We start from the raw sequence: 24,767 nt of genomic DNA, 5'->3' as shown, positions 1-24,767 counted from the left end.
CGCCGACCGCGAACCGGCCCGGCGCCACAGATGGAGACACGATGAGCACGGCCACGAGGACCCACACCCAGGAATCCACGCCGCACGTCGCCGACACCCACGACCTCATCCGGGTGCAGGGCGCACGCGTGAACAACCTCAAGGACGTCAGCGTCGAGATCCCGAAGCGCCGGCTGACCGTGTTCACCGGCGTCTCCGGCTCCGGCAAGAGCTCACTGGTGTTCGGCACCATCGCCGCCGAGTCACAGCGGATGATCAACGAAACCTACAGCGCCTTCCTGCAGGGCTTCATGCCGTCGCTCACCCGACCCGAGGTCGACCTGCTCGAAGGACTGACGACCGCGATCATCGTCGACCAGGAGCGGATGGGCGCCAACCCCCGCTCCACCGTCGGCACCGCCACCGACGCCAACGCCATGCTGCGCATCCTGTTCAGCCGGCTCGGCCGACCCCACATCGGCTCGCCCAACGCGTACTCCTTCAACATCCCCACCGTCAGAGCCACCGGCGCGATCACCGTCGAACGCGGCGACAGGACCAAGTCGGAGAAGGCGACCTTCCACCGACTCGGCGGCATGTGCCCGCGCTGCGAGGGCATGGGCAGCGTCAACGACATCGACCTCACCGCCCTCTACGACGACAGCAAGTCCCTCAACGAGGGCGCGCTCACCATCCCCGGCTACAGCATGGAGGGCTGGTACGGCCGCATCTACCGCGGCTGCGGCTACTTCGACCCGGACAAGCCGATCAGCAGGTACACCAAGAAGGAACTGCACGACCTGCTCCACCGCGAGCCCACCAAGATCAAAATCGACGGCATCAACCTCACGTACGCCGGCATCATCCCGCAGATCCAGAAGTCCTTCCTCAGCAAGGACGTCGACGCGCTGCAACCCCACATCCGCGCCTTCGTCGAACGGGCCGTCACCTTCCAGACCTGCCCGAGCTGCGACGGCACGCGACTGAGCCCGGAGGCCCGCTCGTCGAAGATCAACGGCAAGAGCATCGCCGACCTCTGCGCCATGCAGATCAGCGACCTCGCCGCCTGGGTACGCGACCTCGACGAACCATCGATGGCACCCCTGCTCAAGGGACTGCGACACCTCCTCGACTCGTTCGAGGAGATCGGCCTGGGCTACCTCTCCCTCGACCGGCCCGCGGGCACCCTGTCCGGGGGAGAGGCACAACGCACCAAGATGATCCGCCACCTCGGATCCTCCCTCACCGACGTCACCTACGTCTTCGACGAGCCCACCATCGGCCTGCACCCGCACGACATCCAGCGGATGAACAACCTGCTGCTGCAACTGCGGAACAAGGGCAACACCGTGCTCGTCGTGGAACACAAGCCCGAGACCATCACGATCGCCGACCACGTCGTCGACCTCGGCCCCGGCGCCGGCACCCGGGGAGGCACGGTCTGCTTCCAGGGCACCGTGGAGGAACTACGGGCCAGCGACACCGTCACCGGCCGCCACCTCGACGACCGCGCCACCGTCAAGACCACCGTACGCACGCCCACCGGCACCCTGAAGATCCGCGGCGCCACCGAACACAACCTGCGCGACGTCGACGTCGACATCCCGCTCGGCGTACTCTGCGTCATCACCGGCGTCGCCGGCTCCGGCAAGAGCTCACTGATCCACGGCTCGGTGGCCGGCCGCGACGGCGTCGTCGTCATCGACCAGGGCGCCATCCGCGGCTCCCGACGCAGCAACCCGGCGACGTACACCGGCCTGCTCGACCCGATCCGCAAGGCGTTCGCAAAGGCCAACGGCGTGAAACCGGCGCTGTTCAGCGCCAACTCCGAGGGCGCCTGCCCCACCTGCAACGGCGCCGGCGTCATCTACACCGACCTGGGCGTCATGGCGACCGTCGAGACACCGTGCGAGGAGTGCGACGGCAAGAGGTTCCAGGCGGCCGTGCTCGAGTACACCCTCGGCGGCCGGAACATCGCCGAGGTGCTCGCCATGCCCGTCGCCGAGGCGGAGGAGTTCTTCGCCTCCGGCGAGGCACGCATCCCGGCCGCCCACACCATCCTCACCCGGCTCGCCGACGTCGGGCTGGGCTACCTCAGCCTCGGCCAGCCCCTCACCACCCTCTCCGGCGGCGAACGGCAGCGACTCAAGCTCGCCACCCACATGGCCGAGAAGGGCGGCGTCTACGTCCTCGACGAGCCGACCACCGGCCTGCACCTCGCCGACGTCGAGCAACTGCTCGCCCTGCTCGACCGGCTCGTGGAATCCGGCAAGTCCGTCATCGTCATCGAGCACCACCAGGCGGTCATGGCACACGCCGACTGGATCGTCGACCTCGGCCCCGGCGCGGGCCACGACGGCGGCCGGATCGTCTTCGAGGGCACTCCCGCCGCCCTCGTCGCCGCCCGCTCGACCGTCACCGGCGAACACCTCGCCGCGTACGTCGGCCCCTGACCGAAGGCGGCCCGGTCCGTACCGTGGCGGACGTCCGGCGCTCGCCACGGTACGGACCGGGGCCGTACGTGCCCCGCGCGCGCGGGCACGGGGCAGGGGAGGGGAGTGCGCCGATCACGCCCCCGGGGCGGGGCCACCGCGAGTTGTCATCGACACAGATCGACTCAATTGACGCACCGCTGTCGCGCTGACACCGTCGGTACATGAAGCTACGGCTGTTCCTCACCGCCGCGTTCGCCGCTGCCGCCGCCACGCTGGCAGCCCCCGCAGCCGCCCACGCCGGCCCCGACGACAACCTCAACGCAAGCGTCTCCGGGATCGCCTCGCAGGCCGCCGGCACCTGCCCGTACACCGCCTTCTGCCTCTACACCGACACCTACCTGCGCGGGCGGATGTTCGTCATGTACGCATGTGGCGACTACGCACTGTTCAACTGGAACGGCCACGGATCCGTCGTCAACAACCAGACTCCGGGGACGTGGGCCGACCTGCTGGACCAGAACCGCAACCCGATCCACGGCTTCGCCTACCGGAGCGAGGCCCTGTATGTGGACTTCGATCCCTACTGGTACGCCCAGCCGTGTTAGGGGAGAGCTGAGCCGCCCTGCCCGTGGCGGGTGCGCCTGACCTGACGCGCACGACACGGCCGAACCGTCGCCGCCCGCACGGCTCATCCGCGCGGGCGGCGGCCTCGTGGTGTAGCCGGCCGCGACGACCTGACTCGCCCAGGCGCAACGAGCGACGCGGGTGTGGCATCACGACGGCGATCGGTGTGCGGACCTGCGGCGTGGATCGTCAGAGTCGGCCGTCGTCACGCGACCCTTTCCCAGGGCCTTCACCAGCATGCACCACGATTCGATAATGTACATTATGTCAAGTAGACCGGATTGACCCCTCCCTCGGCCGACCGGACGGGCAGGCACGGCGGCGTACCGCAGGCAACTGCGGCGTAGTCCCCGACACCCCCGGGCGGCACCGCCCGGACGAAAGCACGGAAGCCCGCTGCGCGAAGCGGCGCCCGGGCACCCCGGGAGGAACGCCCGGCGACGGCGCGGCCGGACCTGGCGGCACCCGTCGCCCTGATCAGGGTGATCCGGCCGCGCCGGTCGGGCCGTCGAGGCGCGCGAAGACGCGGAAGCCTGCCGGGTTCGCACTCCCGGCTCGGCGAAGACGCCGTCCTGCCTGGACCCGCGACGCTACCGGCCCACCGGGACGAGGCCGGCGCGAGCGCCGCACCCGGATCGGTAGAGCGACGCCGTCTCGGCCGGGGTGCGCTCGCCGCGTTACCGGCGCGCGCTCCCCTGCCCTCCCGTTGCCCGCGAACCCGTTGCCCGCGAACCCGAAAATCGTGCATAATAGCCCTTATGCATGACAAAGAGGACGAATCGGTAAGCGGGTTGATCGAGGAGTTCCTGACGGCCCGGGCCACCCGCAAGCCCTCCCCGCACACGCTGGCGGCGTACCGGCGGGACCTGCGTGCCGTCGCCGCGCTGGCGGCCGAGGACGCCACCCCTCCCCTCCCCCTCGACGCGCTGCCCGTCGCGGCCCTCACCGCCCGTGTCATGCGTGCCGCCTTCGCCCGGTTCGCCGCCCCCCGCGCCCCCGCCTCGGTGCACCGGGCGTGGTCCACCTGGAACAGTTTCTTCTCCTTCCTGGTCGCCGACGGGGTGGTCGCCGGCAACCCGATGCCCGCGGTCGGTCGGCCCCGGGCACCTCTCCCCCAGCCCAAGCCACTGCGCGGCGCGGACACCCCGGAGCGGTTGCTCGCCTCGGTGGCCCGGCAGGAAGGCCGCCAGCGCGACCCGTGGCCCGAGCGCGACCTGGCGGTGCTGGCGTTGGCGCTCTGCGCGGGGCTGCGGCTGTCGGAGCTGCTGGCGCTGCGGGTGGGGTCGTTGACCGGCCGTCCGGGCGAGCGCCGGGTCGACGTGGCCGGCAAGGGCGGGCGGCCGCGGGTGGTGCCGATCGAGCCGGAGCTGGACGGGGTGCTGGTGGGCTACCTGGACAGTCGGGTGCGCCGGTTCGGGTCGCGCACGGTGCGTCCGGACGCGCCGCTGCTGGTCGACCGTGCGGGTGAGGCGCTGCGCCGGGGCGGGCTTCAGTACCTGGTGGAGTCGTGCTACCGGCGGGCGGGCATCACGGACCGGGTGCCGCGGGGGGCACGGTTGCACGCGTTGCGGCACACGTTCGCGACCCGGCTGGCGGAGGACGGGGCGAGCGCGGCGGAGATCATGCGGTTGCTGGGTCACGCGTCGTTGGCGTCGTCGCAGACGTACATCGAGGTGACGGCCGGGCAGCAGCGGGCGGCGGTGCGGTCCAACCGTACGAACCGGGCGTTGGCGGGGTTGGTGCCGGCGCGGCCGTGAGTGGGGTGTGGTGCCGGGCGGGCAGGCTGGTCCGGCGGCACCTCCGGTCACCGGGGCGGTGGGTCGGGGTGCCGCCGGACCGGTCCGGGGCGGGTGGGCTCAGGCGTTGCCGGTGGCGCGGCGGGCGGCGTCGAGGGCGTTGCGCAGGAGCATGGCGACGGTGGTGGGGCCGACTCCGCCGACGCGGGGGGTGATGGCGCCGGCGACGTCGGCGCAGCTCTCGTCGACGTCGGGCAGGAGGCGGCGGCCCTGGTAGCGGACGCCGCCGCCGATGACGACGGCGCCTGGGCGGACGTGTTCGGGCTGGATGATGCCGGGGACTCCGGCGGCGGCGATGAGGATGTCGGCGCGGCGGGTGTGGTCGGCCCAGTCGGGGACGCCGGTGTGTACGACGGTGACGGCGGCGTTGGCGGTGGGGCGTTTCTGGGTGAGCAGGAGGGCGAGGGGGCGGCCGAGGGTGGCGCCCCGGCCGAGGATGACGACGTCGCGGCCGGCGACGGGGATGTCGTGGAAGGCGAGCAGGGCTTCGATGCCGGCGGGTGTGCAGGGCAGGGGTCCGGGCAGGCCGAGGGCGAGGCGTCCCATGTTGAGGGGATGCATGCCGTCGACGTCGAGGTCGGGATCCATGCTCTGTAGGGCCTTGTCGTAGTCGAGGTGCCCGGGGATGGGGTGCTGGATGAGCAGGCCGTGTACGTCCGGTGCGGCGTTGAAGTCGGCGATGGCGCGGTGCAGGTCGGCCTGCGTGGCGGTGGCGGGCAGGTGTACGTGGGGTGAGGCGAAGCCGAGTTCGGTGGCCTGGCGTTGCTTGATGCGGATGTAGCCGGCGCTGGCGTCGTCGTCGCCGACGAGGATGGTGGCGAGGCCGGGGGTGACGCCGCTGGCGCGCAGGGTGGTGACGCCGGCGGCGACGTCGGTGAGGATGCGCTCGGCGACGGGGGTGCCGGGCAGGAGTCGGGCGGTGGGCATGGTGCTCCTCGCCGGCGGGGCCCAGGCGGTCGACCTCCGCGCGTGGAGCTCCCCGATGGTTTGGTGCCCATCCTCTGGCCGCCAGTCGCGTGTGGGACCAGCTTGCCACAGGGGGTTCGGGGTGTGGGGTGCGCGGTGGGGGCCGATGGGCGTGCTGACTGTGGGTGTCCCGTTGGTCACTGTGGCGGGCTACCCTGTCGGCCCGGGCGTTGTCGGTCCGGCCGGTGGTGTCGGGAGTGGAGGCCAGGGTGGCGGTGCAGGGCGGCGGGGACTGTGTGGCGTCGGGTCCGCGGTTGGGGGTTGAGGAGGAGTTCCTGCTGGTCGATCCGGTGAGTCGGGGTGTGGTGCCGGGTGCGGGGTCGGTGGTGGGTCGGGCGGCGTCGCGGCTGGGTGGCCGGGTGTCGGGTGAGATCACGTCGTTGCATGTGGAGACGAGGACGGATCCGACGTGGTCGGTGCGGGGGTTGGTGGATCAGTTGGCGGAGGCGCGCCGGGTGGTGGCGGAGTGCGCGGCGGTCGACGGGTTGCGGATCGTGGCGACCGGTACGCCGGTGTTGCCGGGTGCGACTGCGCCGCCGGTGACGCCGGGGCCTCGGCAGGAGCGGGGTACGGCGATGTTCCGGGGGTTGCACGACGAGTTGGCGATCTGTGCGGTGCATGTGCATGTGGAGTTGCCGGAGCGGGAGGTGGCGTTGTTGGTCAGTAACCACCTGCGGGCCCATCTGCCGTTGTTGATCGCGGTTTCGGCGAATTCGCCGTTCTGGGAGGGGCGGGATTCGGGTTACTGCAGTTGGCGGTCGATGATCTGGCCGCGGTGGCCGGTGGCGGGGCCGCCGCCGCGGTTCACGTCGGTGGCGCACTACGAGCGGGTGGTGGAGATGCTGTCGTCGGCGGGGGCGATCGTGGATGCGGGGACGTTGTTCTGGGACATCCGGCCGTCGGTGACGCATCCGACGTTGGAGGTGCGGGTGGCGGACGTGCCGTTGTCGGTGTGGGAGTCGGGGTTGGTGGCGGCGTTGGTGCGGGCGCTGGTGGTGCGGGCGTTGGGGGCGGTGGAGCGGGGTGATCCGGGTCCGGAGCTTGCCGGTGAGTGGTTGCGGGCGGCGTACTGGCGGGCGGCGCGTGATGGTCTGGAGGGTGCGTTGCCTGACGTGGGTACGGGTCGGTTGCGGCCGGCGCGGGAGGTGTTGGGTGAGGTGGTGGCGGAGTTGGCGCCGGTGTTGCGGGCGTGTGGGGACGAGGAGTTGGTGCGGGGGTGGGTGCGGAGGTTGTCGGCGGTGGGTGGTGGTGCGGCGCGGCAGCGGGCGGCGGCGGGTCGTCGTGGTCGTCTGACGGATGTGGTGGATCTTCTGGTGGGGCAGACGGTGGGCATGTCGGCTGGTCTGGGTGTGCGGCAGTCGGTGTAGGTGCTGGTCGGGGTTGGTGGGGTCAGCGTTCGCGGTGTAGTTCGCGGGCGAACCAGTCGCGTAGGGGTGCGATGTGGCGGTCGGGGCGGCGCCATTCGGCGAGCAGGTCTTCGAGCAGGTGTAGTTCGTCGACGAGGGTGTCGCCGTGGTAGCGGCGGATGACGGGGTGGATGAAGGCGCTTTCGGCGGCGCGGTCGGGTTGGGGGTGGCGTTCGATGGCGAAGACGTCGCCGTATTCGTCGCGGCCCCAGCGCAGGCCGACGGTGTAGTAGTGCGGGTGGTCGCGGAAGCGGGTTCGGACGTGGTCCTCGGGCAGGTCGGTGTAGTGGCGTAGTTGTCCGTCGGGGTCGGCGACGAGGGCGTCGCAGAGGAATTCGAACTGGGTCCAGAGTGCGGAGCTCCAGTTGACGCGGTCGAGGACGAGGGTGGTGGCGGCGTCGGCGTCGCGGGCGATGAGGTCGTGGTGCAGGGGTACGCCCTCGTAGCGTTCGCGTAGCAGGGTGGTGAGGGTGCGCAGGTTGTAGCGGAATCCGTCGATGAAGGCGGAGGAGGCGCGTTTGAAGTCGCGGTCCTGGGCGAGGGTGCCGGCGAAGTAGAGGCCGTCGACGTTGGTGGACTGCCAGTCGCCGGTGGTGGTGGGGAGGCGTCCGTTGGGGGTGGTGTCGGGTCGGCAGGTGGGGTCGAACGGGGTGGTGTCCATGGCGAAGCCGGTGCAGCGCAGGACGGTGTCGTAGTTCATGACGGCGGTTTCGCCGTCGGCGTGGGTGTAGGTGAGGTGGACCTGGTAGCCGTCGTCGGTGGGGCGGATCTGGTCGATGACGCAGTCGAGGACGGAGTGCAGGGTCTTGAACTGGTAGCTGTCGAGGACGGCGCCGTGGTGGCCGCGTACGTCTCCGGGGTGTTTGGTGTTCCAGGCCAGGCGGAGGGGGCGAGGGCTGGCGAGGTGGATCATGGCGGCGTGGCCGAGGATCGCGGAGGCGGTTTCGAAGGCGGAGTTGCCCTTGCCGATGACGAGGACGCGTTGGCCGGCGTAGTGGGCGGGGTCGGTCTGCATGTCCTCGTAGCCGGTGGCGTGTTCGATGCCGGGGATGTCGGGGATGTGGGGTCGGCCCCAGCCGGTGGCGACGATGACGCAGCGGCAGCGCAGGGTGTTCTCGGTGGTGTGGACGAGGAAGCCGTCGTCGGTGCGTTCGATGCGTTCGACGGTGGTGTCGAAGCGGACGGCGAGTTGGTGGTAGCGCTGGAAGTCGGTGAGGTAGCGCACCATGTCGTCGGCGTGGGGGAAGTATTCGCTGCTGTATTTGGCGAAGGGCAGGTCGGCGGGTTCGTGCAGCAGTGAGTTCCAGTCCCAGCGCAGGCGGATCTCGGGGTCGGTGCTGGTGGTGTGGACCTTGTTGAGGGAGATCAGTTTGCGGTGCCGGGGGAAGTGTCGGAAGAACTCGGCGGGTGCGGCGGCGCGTTCGAGGGTGAGGTAGTCGCAGCCGGCCTGCTGGAGGTGGTAGCTCAGTTGGAGGCCGGCTGGTCCGGCTCCGATGATGATGTAGCGGTGGTCTTCGTGGTGCGGGTTGGTGGGGTGGCTGGGGCGTGGGGTGGGTGCCGTCACGCCAGAGACCTTCGCCGATGGGGGTGGCGGGTGTCAACGGTGGGTGGGGTGACGGTGACGCGACTTGCGGTGAGGGGTGTCGGGGACTTCTGTCCTGTGGTGGTGCGGTGTTCAGCCGAGGTCGACCAGGAGAGGGCGGTGGTCGGAGATGGTGGACGGGGGGTTGTGTACGGCGGTGACGGGTGGCAGCCGGTCGAGGCCGTGGCGGTCGGCGAGGATGTGGTCGAGTTGGACGCGGGGTTGTCCGGCGGGGTAGGTGGGGCGGCGGCCGAGGGGGCGCCAGCCGGTGAGGAGTCGGGCGGCGCCGGCGGGCAGGTTGAGGTCGCCGAGGAGGATGCGGGGGGCGGGCAGGGTGCGTAGGGCGCGGACGGTCTGGCGTAGTTGGTGGGCGTTCCAGCCGGGGACGAACGACAGGTGGGTGGCGGCGACGGTGAGTCGGCCGTGGGGGGTGTCCAGGACGGCGGCGAGTACGACGCGGGGTTCGTCGCGCAGTAGGACGAGTCCGCCGCGAGGGCCGGGGACGTAGACGGGTGCGCGTACGGGGGCGGGGCGGAGGCGGGTGACCTGCCAGGTGTGTACGCGGTGGCGGGTGACGAGGCCGACGCCGTAGCAGGGTTCGCCGTGGCCGTCGTCGTCGTGGGTGAGGGGGCGGAACTGTTCGCCGGGGGTGCCGACGACGGCGGCGGCGAAGCGGTGTTCGTCTGCGTCGAGGGCGCGGGCGGCGATGGCGGTGAGGTCGAGGTTGCCGCTGCGGCTCTGGTCGCGGTCGACTTCCTGTAGGGCGAGGACGTCGGCGTCGAGGGCGGTGACGGCGGCGGTGAGCCGGTCGGGGTCGACGAGGCCGTCGGTGAGGGAGCGGCCGTGCAGCAGGTTGAAGGTGGCCAGGCGCACGCTTGCACCCTACGTGGCCGTGGGAGGGTTGCCGGGTGTTGAAGGTGTTGTTCTGCTCTGTGCTGTTGTTCGTGGCGTTGGGGTTGGTGGGTGTGTGGTTGCGTCGGTTGCGGGGGCGGTGAGCGCCGGGGGGTGGTGAGGCTGGCCACAGCCGGCGTCGTGGGGTGGGTGCGGGTGGGAAGAATGGCGGCCCGTGGATGTGGATCCCCTGTCGCTGACGACCCTACTCGCCGCGGCCGCGATGGCCGGCTGGATCGACGCGGTGGTGGGTGGTGGTGGGCTGTTGCTGTTGCCGATGTTGCTGGTGGCGGCGCCGGGGATGCCGGTGGCGTCGGCGTTGGGCACGAACAAGTTGACGGCGATCGCGGGTACGGCGACGGCGGCGTTGACGTATGCGCGGCGTACGAAGGTCGACTGGGCGGTGGCGGGGCCGTCGGCGGTGCTGGCGATGTGTTGTGCGGGGGTGGGTGCGGCGTTGGCGGGGGCGGTGCCGGCGTCGGCGTACCGGCCGGTGGTGTTGGTGGTGCTGCTGTCGGTGGCGGCGTTCGTGGTGTTGCGGCCGCGGTTGGGGGTGGTGGCGCAGCCGCATCGGCGTACGCGGGTGCGGGTGGTGGCCGCGGTGGTGGTGGCGGGGGTGGGTATCGCCCTGTACGACGGGTTGGTGGGGCCGGGTACGGGGACGTTCCTGGTGGTGGCGTTCACGGCGTTGGTGGGTGCGGACTTCGTGCACGGCTCGGCGATGGCGAAGGTCGTGAACGTGGGTACGAACCTGGGGGCGTTGGTGGTGTTCGCGGCGACCGGGCACGTGTGGTGGCTGCTCGGGGCGGCGATGGCGGTGTGCAACGTCGCGGGGGCGGCGGTGGGGGCGCGGATGGCGTTGCGGCGTGGTTCGGGTTTCGTGCGGGTCGTGCTGTTGGTGGTGGTGGTGGCGTTGGTCGGCAGGTTGGGCTACGACCAGTGGGTGGCGGCCTGACCGGTCGCCACCCGCTGTCGGCGCGTGGGGTGGGTCAGGCGTGCCGGACGACGTCGGTGTAGTCGAGGCGGGGCAGGCGCGGGAACCAGGCGTTCTCGCCGGGGTGGCCGATGTTGACCACGAGCAGGGTCTTCCAGGTGCTGTCGGTGAAGAACTCGCGGTCGACGCCGGCGGTGTCGAAGCCGGCCATGGGGCCGGCGGCGAGGCCGGCGGCGCGTACGGCGAGCAGGAAGTAGCCGATCTGCAGGGTGGCGTTGAAGCGGGCCATGCGTTCGCGGGCGGCGGGGTCGGCGGCGAGGTCGTCGCGCATGCGTGGGCGGATCGGGAAGAGTTGTGGGAGGTGCTCGTGGAAGTCGGTGTCGGCGGCGAGTACGGCGACCATGGGGGCGCTGGCGGTCTTGGTGCGGTTGCCTTCGTTCATGTGGGCGACGAGGCGGTTGCGGGCGTTGCCGGGGCGGACGAAGAGGATGCGCAAGGGCTGGGTGTTGGCGCCGGTGGGCGGGTACTTGGCGAGGTCGTGGATCGCTCGTAGCTGCTCATCGGTGACCGGCTCGTCGGTGAAGGTGTTGGGGGTGCGGGCCTCGGTGAAGAGCAGCTGCTGGGCCTGGGGGTCGAGGTGGATCAGGGCCGGGTGGACGTCGGTCATCGGGTGTCGTCTCCAGAGGGATCGGCTGCCGGGCTTCGGTCACGGTAGCAGCTAGCTTTTTAGTAGTTCCCAGCTCGGGGGGTGGTCGCCGTATCCTGGGCGTATGAGGGTCAGGCCGCAGGCGGGCGAGGCGCCCCGCGCGTGTGACGGGGGTGTCGCGCGGGCCTTCGCGTTCCTCGGCAAGCGGTGGAACGGGATGCTGCTGAGCACCCTCGCCGACGGGCCGGCCGGGTTCGCCGAGCTGACCCGCGCGCTGTCCGGGATCAGCGAGTCGGTGCTCTCCGACCGGCTGGCCGAGCTCGTGCGGGTCGGCCTGGTCAGCCGCACGGTGCGGCAGGGGCCCCCGGTGGGGGTCAGCTACGAGCTCACCGAGCCGGGCAAGGCGCTGCTGCCGGTGCTGGACGCGCTGGGCCGATGGGCCCACGAGAACCTGCCGACCGAGGCCGGGGCCACGCCGGGCTGAGTCGCCGGCGGAGCACGCCGACCGTTGTGTGATCATCGAGCGGTGCCCGTACGCGCCGAACACGACCGGGCCGTCCTGGCCGGGTTGCTCGGGCGCGATCCGGTGCTGCACGCGTACCAGCTGGGCGACCTCGACGACTTCTTCTGGCCGTACACGTCCTGGTTCCGGCGGGGCGAGGAGGTGGCGCTGCTCTACCACGGCGCCGACCCGCCCACCCTGCTGGCGTTCGCGGCCGCGCCCCGGGTGACGCGGCTGGCGGCGCTGCTGGGCGAGCTGGCGCCGGTGCTGCCGGCCCGCCTGTGGGCGCACCTCTCCCCCGGCCTGGAGTCGGCGCTGGCCGGGGCGTTCGACATCGACGCGGCCGGCACGCACCACCGGATGGTGTTGACCGACCCGGCCCGGCTGGACACCGTGCGCCCGGCGGGGGTCGTGGCGCTGGACGCGGGCGACCTGCCTGCGCTGCGGCGCCTCTACGACGTCGCCTACCCCGGCAACTGGTTCGACCCCCGGATGCTGGACACCGGCCCGGTACGTGGGCGTGCGCGACGGCGACGAGCTGGTGGCCGTCGCCGGGGTGCACGTCTACTCGCCGCGCTACCGGGTGGCGGCGCTGGGCAACGTGACCACCCACCCCCGCCTGCGCGGGCGAGGGCTGGCCGGGGCGGCGGTGGCCCAGGTGTGCCGGCGGCTGGCCGCGGACGTCACGCACGTGACGCTCAATGTGAAGGCGGAGAACGCGGCGGCGTTGCGCCTCTACCGACGGCTGGGCTTCACCCGGGTGGCCGACTACGGCGAGTTCGCGCTCACCGCCCGCCCCCGGTGACGGGCGGGCGGTGGGCGTCAGGCGCGGCGGCTGGGTGAGTCGAAGCGCCCGGCGCGGATCTCGCGCAGCGCCCTGCGGCGGGTGTCGCCGCGCAGGGTGTCGACGTAGAGGCGCCCGGCGAGGTGGTCGGTCTCGTGTTGCAGGGCCCGGGCGAGGAACCCGCTGCCCGAGATGGTGAGTGGTTCGCCGTGCTGGTCGAAGCCGTGGGCGGTGGCGTGCAGGGCGCGCGGGGTCGGGAAGTAGAGCCCGGGCACGGAGAGGCAGCCCTCGTCGTCGTCCTGCAACTCCTGCGACAGCTCCAGCGTCGGGTTGACCAGGTGCCCGCGGTGCCCGTCGGCGTGGTAGACGAACACCTGGGCGTTGACGCCGATCTGGGGGGCGGCGACGCCGGCGCGGCCCGGGGCGCCGAGCATGGTGTCCATCAGGTCGGTGACGAGATCGCGTAGCTCGTTGTCGAAGCTGGTGACGGGCTCGCTGGGGGTGCGCAGCACGGGGTCACCGATGATCCTGATGGGGCGCATGGTCATGCCGGCAAGGTTATCGGTCGTCGTCGGGCTCGGCGTGCCGGCGCCCGGCGACGAGGACCTCGATGCCGTCGAGGATGCGGGCCAGCCCGAACTCGAACGCGCCGTGGGGGTCGGCGGCGGCCTGGTACTCCTCTCCGGCGGCGGTGCCGACGCGCGCGGCGAGGGGGTAGCGGCGCGGGTCGAGGGCCTTCTCCAGGTAGGGGGCGTGGGCCTGCCACCACTGCTGTTCGGTCATGCCGGTGTGCGCGGCGGCCTGGGCGGCCTCCACGGCGCTGCGTACGGTGCCGTGCACGAAGCCGGAGAGGAGGGTGACGACCGCGTCCATCTCCAGGTCGGTCAGGCCGATGCCGTCGACGGCGCGCAGTTCGTACTCGTAGCGGGCGATCAGGTTGGGGCCCAGCGGCGGGCGGGTGGTGGCGACCTGCAACAGCCAGGGGTGGCGCAGGTAGAGCGCCCAGGTCTCGCGGGCGACGTGGGTCAGGCGGCCGCGCCAGCCGCCGGGCACGTCCTCGGGGCGGGCGGTCTCGCCGTAGACGGTGTCGAGCATGACGTCGAGCAGTTCGCCCTTGCCCGGCACGTAGGTGTAGAGGGACATGGTGCCGACGCCGAGGCGTTCGGCGACCCGGCGCATCGACAGGGCCGCGAGCCCTTCGGCGTCGGCCACCTCGATGGCGGCGCGCACGACGCGGTCCACGGAGAGGTCTGGTCGGCCCTTGCGGCTGCTGCGTTCGCGGGTGCGCCAGAGCAGGGCGAGGCTGCGCGCGGGGTCGCCGGTGCCGCTGTACTCGCTCGTCACCCCGGCAATCTACCGTGCGCCGTACCGTATGCCGTACGGTTCGGCGGCGCGGCCGTGCTGGTGCTGCGCGCTCCGCTGCGGCCCGACGCCGGAGCACCACGGCGGTCATCCTCGCCGTGAGCGGGGTGAGGGCGGGGTGAGGGCGGTGCGCAGCCGGGCGACGGACGCGGCCGGCGCCGAGCCGGGCGTGGCGCTGACCCTCGCCGGCCGGCACCGGCTCGGGCCGTCACGGCGGCGGCAGGCCCGCGTCGGCGATGCGCTCGCGCATCGAGCGCCGGCCGAGCGCGGCGAGCACCTCGTGCAGCAGGTCGGCCAGCGGTACGGGCAGCTCCGCGTCCAGCTCGCGCATCGCGGCGCTCGTCGCCGCCCACTCGGCCTCGATCACCGGCAGCAGCTGCCGGGCCCGCTCGCTCAGGTGCACGACGCGCTGCCGGGCGTCGGCGCCCGGGACGAGGTGCACCAGGCCGACGCGGGCCATCTGCGCGACGGTCTGACTCGCCGCGGAGTGGGTGACCCCGACCCGGCGGGCCAGATCGCGGATGGGCAGCGGCCCGCCGGCGACCAGCACCCGCAGCGGCGGCGAGAACCGGGGCCGGTAGTCGGCCAGGCCCCGCTCGGCGTAGACCGCGGCGACGTCGCCGTCGAGCACGTCGAGGACGTGCCGCAGCAGCGTCCCCACCGCCTCCCGTTCCGGTGTCCCTGTCACCCCGCTAATGTAACAGTGCTGTTGTATTTGGAGTGACGAGAAAGGACGGGACGATGGCCCGGCGCTACCCCCCGGTCGAGCCGTACGCGCACGGCAGGCTCGACGTCGGCGACGGCCAGCTCGTGTACTGGGAAACCTGCGGCGACCCGGACGGCAAACCCGCCGTGGTGCTGCACGGCGGGCCCGGCTCCGGCTGCGCGCCCAGCTGGCGGACCCTGTTCGACCCGGCCCGCTACCGGGTGGCCCTGTTCGACCAGCGGGGCTGCGGCCGCAGCACCCCGCACGCCGCCGACCCGGGCGTGGACCTGTCCACCAACACCACCGAGCACCTGATCGCCGACATCGAGCGGCTGCGCGCACACCTGGGCGTGGACCGCTGGCTGGTGCTCGGCGCGTCCTGGGGCGCCTGCCTCGCCCTGGCGTACGCGCAGCGGCACCCGCAGCGGGTCAGCGAGGTGGTGCTGTTCAGCGTGACCGCCGGTACCCGGCGGGAGATCGGGTGGCTCACCCGGGACATGGGGCGGGTCTTCCCGGCCGAGTGGGCCCGCTTCCGCGACGGCGTGCCGCTTGAGCGGCGCGACGGCGACCTCGCCGACGCGTACGCCCGGCTGCTGGCCGACCCGGACCCGGCGGTACGCGAGCGCGCCGCCCGCGACTGGTGCGCGTGGGACGACACCCACGTCGCGACCGCCCCCGGGCACCGGCCCGACCCCCGCTACGAAGACCCGGTGTTCCGGATGCTCTCCGCCCGGCTGGTCACCCACTACTGGCGGCACGGCTGCTTCCTGCCGGAGGGGCAACTGCTGCGCGAGGCGGGACGGCTGGCCGGCATCCCCGGCGTGCTGGTGCACGGCCGCCTGGACATCAGCAGCCCGCCGGAGGTCGCCTGGCAGCTGGCGCAGGCCTGGCCCGACGCCCGGCTGGAGCTGCTGGAGGCCGCCGGGCACGGATCGGGCAACGGCACGGCCGAGCGGGTCGTGGCCGCGCTCGACGACTTCGCCACGCGCCGCTGAGCGGCGCCCGCCCGCGGGCGCGGCACCGGGCTCGCGCGGGGCGGGTCACGGCGCGGGCGGCGGCGTGCCGGCCGCGGCGGCGTAGCGGCGGGCCAGGCGCGCGAAGGCGGCCCTGAGTTCGGCCGGGCCGACGACCTCGATGTCGGCGTCGAACCTGCCGAGGGCGGCGGCCAGGCCGGGCCACGACCAGGAGCCCAGGACGAGCCGGCAGCGGTCCGAGCCGAGCGCCTCGACGACCCCGTCGCCGCTGTACCGCGACACGACGGCGGCGGGCAGGTCGAGGATCACCTCGCCGCGGCAGGGCCAGTCGCCGTGGCCGTCGGTGCCCCGGAACCTGCGCGTCAGGAAGGCGGCCACGGCACCCCCGGGCAGCTCGCGGGGCGTGAAGCGGGGTCCCGTGGGTGCGCGTGGGGTGATCCGGTCGGCGCGGAAGACGCGCCAGTCGTCGCGGTCGAGGTCCCAGGCGACGAGGTACCAGCGCCGTCCCCAGGTGACGAGGTGGTGCGGTTGCACGCGGCGCGGCGCGACGGACGGGCCGTCGTCGGGCCCCGGGGGATAGTCGAAGCGCAGCACCTCGCGGGCGTGGACGGCGCCACCGAGGGCCGTGAGCACGCCGCTGTCGACCGGGGCGATCGCGGAGTGCTCGACGGCGGTGACCGGCAGGGTGTCGATACGGTGGCGCAGCCGTACGGGCATGACCTGCCGCACGGTGTGCAGCGCGCGCGCCGCGGCCTCCTCGATGCCGGCGCCGGTGGTGGTGGCGATGCGCAGCGCGATGGCCAGGGCCACGGCCTGCTCGTCGTCGAAGAGCAGCGGGGGCAGCCGCGTGCCGGCCTCGAGGCGGTACCCGCCGGCGGGTCCCTTGAACGCCACGATCGGATAGCCCAGCTCGCGCAGGCGCTCGACGTCGCGGCGAACGGTGCGGGGGCTGACCTCCAGCCGCTGGGCCAGCAGCAGCCCCGGCCAGTCCCGGCGCGCCTGAAGCAACGAGAGCAACGCCAGCAGTCGCGCGGAGGTCTTCGGCATGGCCCCATATTGCCCGCGGAAGCGGCCACTTCCTGACCGCTTCTGTTGACACCGTTGCCGCATGCCAGTCGACAACGACCCGAAGGACCACGACGCCGTGACCCACACCCTCTCCCCCACCGTCGCCGACACCGAGCGCGGCGACCTGCTCGCCGCGCTCGCGACCGCCCGATCCACGCTGACCGCCACCGTGCGAGGGCTCGACGACGAGCGGCTCGGTACGCGCCCGACGGTCAGCGCCCTGTGCCTGGGCGGGCTGGTCAAGCACGTCACGGCCATGGAGCGGACGTGGCTGACGTTCGCGGCCGAGGGCCCGTCCGGGATGCGGTACGACCTGCCCGCCGGCGTCACCTGGTCCGACCTGCTGGCCGGCACCGCGACCGAGGTCCCGCGGTGGATGACCGAGCACCAGGACGACTTCCGGATGCTGCCCGGCGAGACCCTGACCGGGATCCTCGCCGACTACGAGCGGGTCGCCGCCCGTACCGAGGCGATCGTCGCCGCGCTGCCCGACCTGTCGGCGACGCACCCGCTGCCGTCGGCGCCGTGGCACGAGCCGGGCGAGGTACGCAGCGTGCGCCGGGTGCTGATGCACGTCGTCGCCGAGACCGCCCAGCACGCCGGGCACGCCGACATCCTGCGCGAGAGCCTCGACGGGCAGCGGGCCACCTGAGCGGCACCGGGTCCGAGCGCTGCTCGGGTGACCCGGGCATCGACTTCGCCACCCGCGGACCGCAGGAAAGGAGGTGCCCCCGTGACCGTGCTCGACAGCCGGGCGCTCAACCGCGCGACACTGGCCCGGCAGTTGCTGCTCGGGCCCGCCGACCTGCCGGTCCTCGACGCCGTGTCGCACCTGTGCGGCCTGCAGGCGCAGGAACCGCAGGAGCCGTTCGTCGGGCTCTTCTCGCGGCTGCGCGCGTTCGACCCGGCGCGGCTGTCGCGGCTGCTGCTGCGGCGCGAGGTGGTACGCACCCACCTGATGCGCCGCACCGTGCATCTCCTCGCGGCCGACGACGTGCTGGCATGGCGGTCCCGCCACGACGCCATGCTGCGCCAACGGGTGCTCGGCGTCTACCGCCGCGAACTCGACGGGGTGGACCTCGACGAGCTCGCGGCGGCGGGCCGGGCGCTGCTGGCCGACGGGGTGCCCCGCTCGACGGGCGAACTGGCCCGGGCGTTGGCCGGACGCTGGCCGGCGCCCGGAGCAGGGGCGTTGGGGGAGATGCTGCTCGCCCTCGTCCCGATGGCGCAGCTGCCGCCGCGCGGGCTGTGGCGCACCAGGGCGGGCGTGCGCCACGCCCCCCTCTCCCACTGGCTGGGACGCGAGGTCGACCCCCCGGCCCCCGACGGCGGCGACCCGGTCGGCGAGGCGCTGCTGCGGCGCTACCTGGCCGCGTTCGGTCCCGCCAGCACGGCGGACCTGCGCGCGTGGTGCGGGCTCGCCGGGCTGCCGGCGGCGGTGGCCGCCGTGCGCGGAGAGCTGGTCGCGTTCCGCGACGAGCGGGGCCGGGAGCTGTGGGACCTGCCCGACGCGCCCCGCCCGGACCCGGACACCCCCGCCCCGGTGCGGTTCCTGCCGGCGTTCGACAACGCGATCCTCGGCTACCACGACCGAGGCCGGATCATCGACGACGCCCACCGAGGGCTGTCGGTCGCCGGCGCCCGGGTCGTGCTGCTCGACGGCCGGGTCGCCGCGACCTGGAGCGTCACCGACGCCACGGTGCTCGTGCAGCCGCTGCGCCGCTTCTCGCGCGCCGACCGCGCCGCCGTGGCCGAGCAGGCAAGCGCGCTGGCGGCGTTCCTGTCCGACGGCGACAGCCACCGGGTGCGCCTCGCCGCGTCCACCCGCTGAACCGCCCACGCCGGCGGCGCTACGGCACCATCCACGACAGCAGGGGCGTGGCCTGCAACCCGACCAGCAGGCACATCAGCGCGAGCAGCCCGACGCTCCAGCCGAACATGCGCCGCAACAGCTCTCCCTCGCGGCCGTTGAGCCCGACGGCGGCGGCGGCGATGGTGAGGTTCTGCAAACTGATCATCTTGCCGAGGGTGCCGCCGGAGGCGTTGGCGGCGGCCAGCAGCACCGGGTCGAGGCCGGCCCGCTGCGCCGCGGCCACCTGCAGCGCGCCGAACAGCGAGTTCGACGAGGTGTCCGAGCCGGTCAGGGCGACGCCCAGCCAGCCGAGGACGGGCGACAGGACGGCGAAGAGGCCACCCGCGCCGGCCATCCAGACGCCCAGGGTGGCGGTGTGCCCGGCGGCGTTCATCGTGAACGACAGGGCCAGCAGCCCGACGACCGTCAGCACGGCCCAGCGCAGCTCGAACAGGGTGAGCCCGTACAGCCGCACGGCCTGGCGCACCGGCACCCGCAGCAGCGCCACGGTGACCAGGCCGGCCACCAGCAGCAGCGAGCCGGGCGCGGCGAGCCAGGCGAAACGGAAGGTCGTCAGGGCAGACGGCGCGCCGGAGGCGGTGAGCACGTGCAGGCCGGGCCAGGAGACGGCGAGCGTGCCGGCGTCGAGCAGCTGCTTGACCGCCGGCAGCTGGGAGACGGCGAATACCACCACGATCGTCAGGTACGGCGCGTACGCCCGCCACTGCCGCTCGCGCGCCGGGGTGGGCTCCGGCGGCGGCGACCCACCGCCCACGGCCACGGGCACCCGCCGCCGCGCGGCCGGCAGGCGGGTGACCAGCAGCAGGGCGCCGATGCCCGCGAACGCGGCCGTGATGTCGGCGAGCGCGGCGGTGAGCCAGTTCGCGGTGGCGAACTGGGCCACGGCGAACGCGCCGCCGCACGCCAGCGCGGGGCGCCACAGCTCCCGTACGCCCCGGGCGCCGTCGACGACGACCAGCAGGACCAGCGGGACGACGAGCGCGATCACCGGGACCTGCCGGCCGGCCATCATGCCCAGCTCGGTGGCGGGCAGCCCGGTGACGCCGGCCAGTGTGGTGATCGGCAGGCCGAGCGGCCCGAACGCGGCCGGCACGGTGTTGGCGGCCAGCGCCACGGTGGCGGCCCGTACGGGGGTGAAGCCGAGGGCCAGCAGCATGACCGTGGTGACGGCCACCGGGGTGCCCTGCCCGGCCAGCGCCTCCAGCAGCGACCCGAAGCAGAACGCGATCACCAGGGCCTGCACGCGGCGGTCGTCGCTGATGCGGGCGAAGCCCTGCCGCAGCGCGTCGAAGTGTCCGGTGTGCACGGTCAGGCGGTGGATCCAGATGGCCGTGCCGAACGTCCAGACCAGCGGGAACAGGGCGAAGGTGGCGCCCTGCCCGGCGGCCAGCAGCGTCTGCGACAGCGGCATCCGCCACAGCCACCAGGCCAGCGCGACCGCGACGCCCAGCGCGCCGAACGCGGCGACCCAGGCCCGGGTACGCACGACACCGAGCAGCACGAACAGGGTGATCAGGGGCAGCGCGGCGCACGCGGCGCTCAGCGCGAGCGACCCGGCGACCGGGTGCAGCGGTTGCTGGTACATCGGGACCGCCTCGCATGCCGAGGCTCCCGGCCCCGTTGTCGATGAGGGCTCATTTCATCGCAGGGGCGTGCCGCGGCGCTGCTTCCAACGTGCGCACCGACGCCCGGTGCCGGCGCGGGGGTCAGCCGCCGGCGAGCGCGGCGCGCACCGGCGCGGTCTTCGCCGCGGCCTCGGCGACCTCGGCGGCCGGGTCGCTGCCCCAGGTGATGCCGCCGCCGGCCCAGACATGCACCCGCTCGGTGTCGACGGCGGCGGTGCGGATGCTCAGGCCAAGGTCGATGCGGCCCGGGGCGACCCAGCCGAGGGCACCCATGCTCGCGCCGCGCCCCACGGGCTCCAGCGCGGCGATGCGCTGCAGCGCGGCGAGCTTCGGGGCGCCGGTGACCGAGCCGCCGGGGCAGAGCGCGCGCAGCAGGTCGGCCAGGCCGAGCCCGTCGGCGGCGGCGGCGGAGACCGTCGACTCGGCCTGCCACAGGTCGCACCAGCGGCGTACGGCGAACAGCTCGTCGACGCGGACGCTGCCGGTGCGCGCGACGCGGGCCAGGTCGTTGCGTTCCAGGTCGACGATCATCACGTGCTCGGCGCGTTCCTTGGCCGAGGCGAGCAGTTCGGCGCGGCCCGCGGCGGTGGCGGGCCGGGTGCCCTTGATCGGCCTGGTGATCAGCCGGCCGTCGGCCAGCTCCACCAGCGTTTCCGGGCTGGCGCAGCCGATCGCCCAGCCCGCTCCGGTGAGCGTGCCGCCGTAGCGGGCGCCGGGCAGCGCCGCCAGCCGGCGCAGTGCCGGCAGGGGGTCGCCGGCGTAGCGGGCCGAGGCGTGCCCGACGACGTTGACCTGGTAGACGTCGCCGCGGGCGATGCCGGCGCGCACCGCCGTGACCGCGGCGGCGTGCTGCCCGGGCGTCCAGCTCTCCGCCCAGTCGCCGCGCCACCAGCGCCCGCCGGCCGGCGCCGGGGGCGCCGGCACCGGGTGGTGGCCGTAGACGACCACGGCGACCTCGGGCAGCGTGGCGGCGGGGTTGGCCGCGGCGGCGGGGGCCCCGGCGAGGGCCGCGCCGGCGGCGGCGGAGACGTAGAGGGCGGCCCCGCACACGCCGGTCGGGTCGTGGCCGGGCCCGGGGCGGGCCAGGTCGTGCAGGGCCAGGCCGTACGCGGCGAGGAACTGCTCGGCCAGGGCCGCCGGGTCGCCACCGTCGGCGGGGCGCCACTCCCACCGGGCGCGCTCGGTCAGGACGCGGCGGCAGCCGGCCGGCGCGCCGGGCACCTCGGCCACTATCCCTGGGAGCGTTTCCATGCCGTCCGGCCCATCCACCCTCATCCGTTCAGTGGATTTCCGCGAAACCACGCGCATACCTGCTCGATGCCGGCCACTTCCGCTTGGTACTGTGCGTCACTGGTCATGTGAACCATGACACAGTGCCCCCACAGTCCGGAGATCCCGATGTGCCAGCACCAACCCACCTGCCCCTCCGCCGAAGCGACCGACCGGGAAGCCGCCCGGGTCCTCGCCTGCTTCCCTGAGCAGGGCTGGAGCCTGCTCTGCAACGGTGTCATCGTCTTCGAGGACACCGGCGAACTTCTCCCCGACGGCAGCAGCATCGCCCCCCACCGCGGCCCCGCCCGACACGCCCTGGTCGCCTGACTTCGTCACACCGCGTCACGCGCTTTCCGCGCGTCCACCCAGGCTAATCCCCCGCTCGACACAGCCCCCGCCCAGGTGGGCGCACCCGCCGGGGCGGCACCACCACCGCCCCGGCGTCACGCGACGTCAGCTCTCGAAGGCCTCCGGCGACGGGCAGGAACACACCAGGTTCCGGTCGCCGTAGGCGCCGTCGATCCGCCGCACCGGCGGCCAGTACTTGCCCGCCCGCAGCACCCCGCCCGGGTACGCGCCCACCGACCGCGGGTACGGGTGCGGCCACTCGTCCGCCGCCACCATCGACGCCGTGTGCGGCGCGTTGGACAGGGGATTGTCGCCGGCCGGCCACTCCCCCGAGGCCACCTTGTCGATCTCCGCCCGGATGGCGACCATCGCGTCGCAGAACCGGTCCAGCTCGGCCAGGTCCTCGCTCTCGGTGGGCTCCACCATCAGCGTGCCCGCCACCGGGAACGACATCGTCGGCGCGTGGAACCCGTAGTCGATCAGCCGCTTCGCCACGTCGTCCACGCTCACCCCCGTCGCCCGGGTCAACGGCCGCAGATCGAGGACGCACTCGTGCGCCACCAGTCCCTTGTTGCCCGAGTACAGCACCGGGAAGTACGCGCGCAGCCGCGCCGCCACGTAGTTCGCCGCCAGCACCGCCACCCCCGTCGCCCGGGTCAGCCCCGCCGCACCCATCATCCGCAGGTACGCCCACGGGATCGGCAGGATCCCCGCCGACCCGTACCGCGCCGCGGAGATCGCCGGACGCCCCTCGGGGTGCGCGCCCGACGCGTCACCCGGCAGGAACGGCGCCAGGTGCGCCCGCACCGCCACCGGACCCACCCCCGGGCCCCCGCCGCCGTGCGGAATGCAGAACGTCTTGTGCAGGTTCAGGTGCGACACGTCCGCCCCGAACTTCCCCGGCTTGGCGAACCCGACCAGCGCGTTGAGGTTCGCCCCGTCGACGTACACCTGACCGCCGGCGTCGTGCACCTTCGCGCACAGCGACGCGATGCCCGTCTCGTACACCCCGTGCGTCGACGGATACGTCACCATGATCGCCGCGAGGGCGTCCCGATGCTTGTCGATCTTCGCGTCGAGGTCGACCAGGTCGATGTTGCCCCCGTCGTCGCAGCCCACCACGACGACCCGCATGCCGGCCATCACCGCGCTGGCGGCGTTGGTGCCGTGCGCCGACGACGGGATCAGGCACACGTCCCGGTGCCCCTCGCCCCGCCCCCGGTGGTACGCCCGGATCGCCAGCAGACCCGCCAGCTCACCCTGCGAACCGGCGTTGGGCTGCACGCTGACCGCGTCGTAGCCCGTCACCTCCGCCAACCACCCCTCCAACTGGGCGATCATCTCCCGGTAGCCGGCGGTCTGCGCGTCCGGCGCCAACGGGTGGATGTGCGCGAACTCCGGCCAGCTCACCGGCTCCATCTCGGTGGTCGCGTTGAGCTTCATCGTGCACGAACCCAGCGGAATCATCCCCCGGTCCAGCGCGTAGTCGAAGTCCGACAGCCGCCGCAGGTAGCGCAGCATCGCCGTCTCCGAGTGGTGGCTGCGGAACACCGGATGGGTGAGGAAGTCCGAGGTGCGCCGCAGCTGCGCCGGCAACGCCGCGGCGACCGGCTCGGCCCACCACCGCCCGTCCGGGCGCACCGCCGCCCCGACCACGGTGACGCCGAACGCGTCCCACACCCTGCGCAGGTGCCCGACGGTGGTCGTCTCGTCGCAGGAGACCCCGACGTGGTCGGCGTCGACCAGCCGCAGGTTCACCCCCCGCGCCGCGGCGTCGGCGACGACCGCCTCGGCGCGCCCGGGAACCCGCGCCGTCACGGTGTCGAAGAACGCGTCGTGCACCACCCGCACGCCGTCGACCGTCCGCAGGCCCGCCGCCAGCCGCGCCGCCATCTCGTGCGTACGCGCCGCGATGGCCCGCAACCCGTCCGGGCCGTGGTACACCGCGTACATGCCGGCCATCACCGCCAGCAGCACCTGCGCGGTGCAGATGTTGCTGGTCGCCTTCTCCCGCCGGATGTGCTGCTCGCGGGTCTGCAACGCCAACCGGTACGCCGGGTTGCCGTCCGCGTCCCGCGACACCCCCACCAGCCGCCCCGGCAGCATCCGCTCCAGGCCCGCCCGCACCGCCAGGTAACCGGCGTGCGGCCCACCGAAGCCCATCGGCACGCCGAAACGCTGGGTGGTGCCGGCGGCGATGTCGGCGCCGATCTCCCCCGGCGCCCGCAGCAGCGTCAGAGCCAGCAGGTCCGCCGCCACCGTCACCAGCGCCCCCACCCCGTGCGCCGCCCGCACCAGATCCGCCTGGTCACGCACCGCCCCGGACGCCCCCGGGTACTGCAGGTGCAGGCCGAAGAACTCCGCCGGCAACTCCTCGCGCCCGGTGTCCACCACCCGCACGTCGATGCCGAGCGGCTCCGCCCGGCTGGCGATCACCGCGATGGTCTGCGGCAGGGTGTCGGCGTCGACCACGTACACCGTGCTCCTGCTCTTCGACGCCCGCCGCGCCAGAGTCATCGCCTCGGCCGCCGCGGTGCCCTCGTCGAGCATCGACGCGTTCGCCGTCGCCAGCCCCGTCAGGTCCGTGACCATGGTCTGGAAGTTCAGCAACGCCTCCAGCCGCCCCTGGCTGATCTCCGGCTGGTACGGCGTGTACGCGGTATACCAGGCCGGATCCTCCAGCACGTTGCGGCGGATCACCGCCGGGGTGTGCGTGCCGTGGTAGCCCAGGCCGATCATCGACACCGCCACCGTGTTGCGCGCGGCCAGCGCCCGCAACTCGGCCAGGGCGTCGTGCTCACCGGCCGGCTCCGGCAGATCGAGGGTGCCGTGCCAGCGGATCACCTCGGGGATCGCCGCGTCCATCAGCTCCTCGACCGAGGCGTAGCCGACGGCTTCCAGCATCCGACGCTCATCGTCGGGACCCGGGCCGATGTGGCGGGCGGCGAACTGCTCTGTGGTCATGGACGGCACTCCCGGGCGAGGTCGACAGGT

Annotated in this window: 22 protein-coding genes; 11 read left to right on the top strand and 11 right to left on the bottom strand. The window is 73.3% G+C overall.

Annotated elements, in window-relative coordinates:
- Positions 1–41: 41 nt before the first annotated feature.
- The 3 genes from V6V16_RS11970 to V6V16_RS11960 all read left to right on the top strand — a co-directional run bounded on the left by V6V16_RS11970 (position 42) and on the right by V6V16_RS11960 (position 4,795).
- Positions 42–2,432 (top strand): excinuclease ABC subunit UvrA, encoded by a 2,391-nt coding sequence (locus V6V16_RS11970; protein WP_334562057.1) that lies wholly within the window; start codon positions 42–44, stop codon positions 2,430–2,432.
- 203 nt (positions 2,433–2,635) lie between these two features.
- Positions 2,636–3,019, top strand: a complete 384-nt coding sequence (locus tag V6V16_RS11965; protein WP_334562056.1) for a peptidase inhibitor family I36 protein — start codon at positions 2,636–2,638, stop codon at positions 3,017–3,019.
- Between the two features lie 777 nt (positions 3,020–3,796).
- On the top strand, positions 3,797–4,795 hold the full coding sequence (locus V6V16_RS11960) for a tyrosine-type recombinase/integrase (RefSeq protein WP_334562055.1): 999 nt from the start codon (positions 3,797–3,799) through the stop codon (positions 4,793–4,795).
- A gap of 99 nt (positions 4,796–4,894) precedes the next feature.
- Here V6V16_RS11960 and V6V16_RS11955 read toward each other — a convergent pair whose 3' ends face one another.
- The gene (locus V6V16_RS11955; RefSeq protein ID WP_334562054.1) at positions 4,895–5,761 is read right to left on the bottom strand and encodes a bifunctional 5,10-methylenetetrahydrofolate dehydrogenase/5,10-methenyltetrahydrofolate cyclohydrolase; all 867 of its coding nucleotides are present in this window, start codon (positions 5,759–5,761) and stop codon (positions 4,895–4,897) included.
- A gap of 248 nt (positions 5,762–6,009) precedes the next feature.
- Between V6V16_RS11955 and V6V16_RS11950 the strand changes: the two genes are divergently transcribed.
- Positions 6,010–7,167 (top strand): carboxylate-amine ligase, encoded by a 1,158-nt coding sequence (locus V6V16_RS11950; protein ID WP_334562053.1) that lies wholly within the window; start codon positions 6,010–6,012, stop codon positions 7,165–7,167.
- 22 nt (positions 7,168–7,189) lie between these two features.
- Here the strand turns inward: V6V16_RS11950 and V6V16_RS11945 are convergent, their stop codons facing one another.
- The gene (locus V6V16_RS11945; protein WP_334562052.1) at positions 7,190–8,770 is read right to left on the bottom strand and encodes an NAD(P)-binding domain-containing protein; all 1,581 of its coding nucleotides are present in this window, start codon (positions 8,768–8,770) and stop codon (positions 7,190–7,192) included.
- A gap of 111 nt (positions 8,771–8,881) precedes the next feature.
- Positions 8,882–9,661, bottom strand: coding sequence for an endonuclease/exonuclease/phosphatase family protein (locus V6V16_RS11940; RefSeq protein WP_334562051.1), 780 nt, complete (start codon positions 9,659–9,661; stop codon positions 8,882–8,884).
- A 199-nt stretch (positions 9,662–9,860) separates the two neighbouring features.
- Between V6V16_RS11940 and V6V16_RS11935 the strand changes: the two genes are divergently transcribed.
- On the top strand, positions 9,861–10,634 hold the full coding sequence (locus tag V6V16_RS11935; RefSeq protein ID WP_442934068.1) for a sulfite exporter TauE/SafE family protein: 774 nt from the start codon (positions 9,861–9,863) through the stop codon (positions 10,632–10,634).
- 34 nt (positions 10,635–10,668) lie between these two features.
- Here V6V16_RS11935 and V6V16_RS11930 read toward each other — a convergent pair whose 3' ends face one another.
- Positions 10,669–11,280, bottom strand: a complete 612-nt coding sequence (locus V6V16_RS11930; RefSeq protein ID WP_334562049.1) for a malonic semialdehyde reductase — start codon at positions 11,278–11,280, stop codon at positions 10,669–10,671.
- Positions 11,281–11,383: 103 nt separating this feature from the next.
- Between V6V16_RS11930 and V6V16_RS11925 the strand changes: the two genes are divergently transcribed.
- Both V6V16_RS11925 and V6V16_RS11920 read left to right on the top strand, forming a co-directional pair.
- On the top strand, positions 11,384–11,743 hold the full coding sequence (locus tag V6V16_RS11925) for a winged helix-turn-helix transcriptional regulator (protein ID WP_334562048.1): 360 nt from the start codon (positions 11,384–11,386) through the stop codon (positions 11,741–11,743).
- Positions 11,744–12,275: 532 nt separating this feature from the next.
- On the top strand, positions 12,276–12,566 hold the full coding sequence (locus V6V16_RS11920; protein ID WP_334562047.1) for a GNAT family N-acetyltransferase: 291 nt from the start codon (positions 12,276–12,278) through the stop codon (positions 12,564–12,566).
- Between the two features lie 17 nt (positions 12,567–12,583).
- Here the strand turns inward: V6V16_RS11920 and def are convergent, their stop codons facing one another.
- The 3 genes from def to V6V16_RS11905 form a co-directional block, all read right to left on the bottom strand.
- Entirely contained in the window at positions 12,584–13,093 is a 510-nt protein-coding gene (gene def / locus V6V16_RS11915; protein WP_334562046.1) for a peptide deformylase, read from the bottom strand.
- 10 nt (positions 13,094–13,103) lie between these two features.
- Positions 13,104–13,889 (bottom strand): TetR/AcrR family transcriptional regulator, encoded by a 786-nt coding sequence (locus V6V16_RS11910; protein WP_334562045.1) that lies wholly within the window; start codon positions 13,887–13,889, stop codon positions 13,104–13,106.
- Between the two features lie 226 nt (positions 13,890–14,115).
- Positions 14,116–14,595, bottom strand: a complete 480-nt coding sequence (locus tag V6V16_RS11905; RefSeq protein ID WP_334562044.1) for a MarR family winged helix-turn-helix transcriptional regulator — start codon at positions 14,593–14,595, stop codon at positions 14,116–14,118.
- Positions 14,596–14,648: 53 nt separating this feature from the next.
- Here V6V16_RS11905 and pip point away from each other — a divergent pair, with 53 nt between their 5' ends.
- Positions 14,649–15,608, top strand: a complete 960-nt coding sequence (pip, locus tag V6V16_RS11900; protein WP_334562043.1) for a prolyl aminopeptidase — start codon at positions 14,649–14,651, stop codon at positions 15,606–15,608.
- 45 nt (positions 15,609–15,653) lie between these two features.
- Here pip and V6V16_RS11895 read toward each other — a convergent pair whose 3' ends face one another.
- Positions 15,654–16,634 (bottom strand): helix-turn-helix transcriptional regulator, encoded by a 981-nt coding sequence (locus V6V16_RS11895; RefSeq protein WP_334562042.1) that lies wholly within the window; start codon positions 16,632–16,634, stop codon positions 15,654–15,656.
- Positions 16,635–16,695: 61 nt separating this feature from the next.
- On the opposite strand from V6V16_RS11895, the gene V6V16_RS11890 reads away from it, so the two are divergent.
- Both V6V16_RS11890 and V6V16_RS11885 read left to right on the top strand, forming a co-directional pair.
- The gene (locus tag V6V16_RS11890) at positions 16,696–17,307 is read left to right on the top strand and encodes a DinB family protein (RefSeq protein ID WP_334562041.1); all 612 of its coding nucleotides are present in this window, start codon (positions 16,696–16,698) and stop codon (positions 17,305–17,307) included.
- An 81-nt stretch (positions 17,308–17,388) separates the two neighbouring features.
- Complete coding sequence (locus V6V16_RS11885) at positions 17,389–18,486, top strand: winged helix DNA-binding domain-containing protein (protein WP_334562040.1); 1,098 nt, start codon at positions 17,389–17,391, stop codon at positions 18,484–18,486.
- A 19-nt stretch (positions 18,487–18,505) separates the two neighbouring features.
- Here the strand turns inward: V6V16_RS11885 and V6V16_RS11880 are convergent, their stop codons facing one another.
- Together V6V16_RS11880 and V6V16_RS11875 are read right to left on the bottom strand one after the other, a co-directional pair.
- On the bottom strand, positions 18,506–20,113 hold the full coding sequence (locus V6V16_RS11880) for an L-lactate permease (RefSeq protein WP_334562039.1): 1,608 nt from the start codon (positions 20,111–20,113) through the stop codon (positions 18,506–18,508).
- Positions 20,114–20,234: 121 nt separating this feature from the next.
- Positions 20,235–21,461, bottom strand: coding sequence for a chorismate-binding protein (locus tag V6V16_RS11875; protein ID WP_442934066.1), 1,227 nt, complete (start codon positions 21,459–21,461; stop codon positions 20,235–20,237).
- A 90-nt stretch (positions 21,462–21,551) separates the two neighbouring features.
- Here V6V16_RS11875 and V6V16_RS11870 point away from each other — a divergent pair, with 90 nt between their 5' ends.
- Positions 21,552–21,752, top strand: coding sequence for a DUF5999 family protein (locus tag V6V16_RS11870; protein ID WP_089000314.1), 201 nt, complete (start codon positions 21,552–21,554; stop codon positions 21,750–21,752).
- A gap of 126 nt (positions 21,753–21,878) precedes the next feature.
- Here V6V16_RS11870 and gcvP read toward each other — a convergent pair whose 3' ends face one another.
- Positions 21,879–24,737 (bottom strand): aminomethyl-transferring glycine dehydrogenase, encoded by a 2,859-nt coding sequence (gene gcvP, locus V6V16_RS11865; protein ID WP_334562037.1) that lies wholly within the window; start codon positions 24,735–24,737, stop codon positions 21,879–21,881.
- Positions 24,738–24,767 lie beyond the last annotated feature (30 nt).

Origin of the sequence: Micromonospora sp. CPCC 205561, from assembly GCF_036906775.1 — a bacterium.
In the GTDB taxonomy this organism is placed as follows: domain Bacteria; phylum Actinomycetota; class Actinomycetes; order Mycobacteriales; family Micromonosporaceae; genus Micromonospora.
This window is presented reverse-complemented; position numbering and strand designations above follow the sequence as displayed.

Bases quoted from the DNA above. Each gene is read 5' to 3' on its own strand.
- V6V16_RS11970 (WP_334562057.1), top strand. From the start codon at position 42: ATGAGCACGGCCACGAGGACCCACACCCAGGAATCCACGCCGCACGTC.
- V6V16_RS11965 (WP_334562056.1), top strand. From the start codon at position 2,636: ATGAAGCTACGGCTGTTCCTCACCGCCGCGTTCGCCGCTGCCGCCGCC.
- V6V16_RS11960 (WP_334562055.1), top strand. From the start codon at position 3,797: ATGCATGACAAAGAGGACGAATCGGTAAGCGGGTTGATCGAGGAGTTC.
- V6V16_RS11955 (WP_334562054.1), bottom strand. From the start codon at position 5,761: ATGCCCACCGCCCGACTCCTGCCCGGCACCCCCGTCGCCGAGCGCATC.
- V6V16_RS11930 (WP_334562049.1), bottom strand. From the start codon at position 11,280: ATGACCGACGTCCACCCGGCCCTGATCCACCTCGACCCCCAGGCCCAG.
- V6V16_RS11925 (WP_334562048.1), top strand. From the start codon at position 11,384: ATGAGGGTCAGGCCGCAGGCGGGCGAGGCGCCCCGCGCGTGTGACGGG.
- def (WP_334562046.1), bottom strand. From the start codon at position 13,093: ATGACCATGCGCCCCATCAGGATCATCGGTGACCCCGTGCTGCGCACC.
- pip (WP_334562043.1), top strand. From the start codon at position 14,649: ATGGCCCGGCGCTACCCCCCGGTCGAGCCGTACGCGCACGGCAGGCTC.
- V6V16_RS11895 (WP_334562042.1), bottom strand. From the start codon at position 16,634: ATGCCGAAGACCTCCGCGCGACTGCTGGCGTTGCTCTCGTTGCTTCAG.
- V6V16_RS11890 (WP_334562041.1), top strand. From the start codon at position 16,696: ATGCCAGTCGACAACGACCCGAAGGACCACGACGCCGTGACCCACACC.
- V6V16_RS11880 (WP_334562039.1), bottom strand. From the start codon at position 20,113: ATGTACCAGCAACCGCTGCACCCGGTCGCCGGGTCGCTCGCGCTGAGC.
- V6V16_RS11875 (WP_442934066.1), bottom strand. From the start codon at position 21,461: ATGCGCGTGGTTTCGCGGAAATCCACTGAACGGATGAGGGTGGATGGG.
- V6V16_RS11870 (WP_089000314.1), top strand. From the start codon at position 21,552: ATGTGCCAGCACCAACCCACCTGCCCCTCCGCCGAAGCGACCGACCGG.
- gcvP (WP_334562037.1), bottom strand. From the start codon at position 24,737: ATGACCACAGAGCAGTTCGCCGCCCGCCACATCGGCCCGGGTCCCGAC.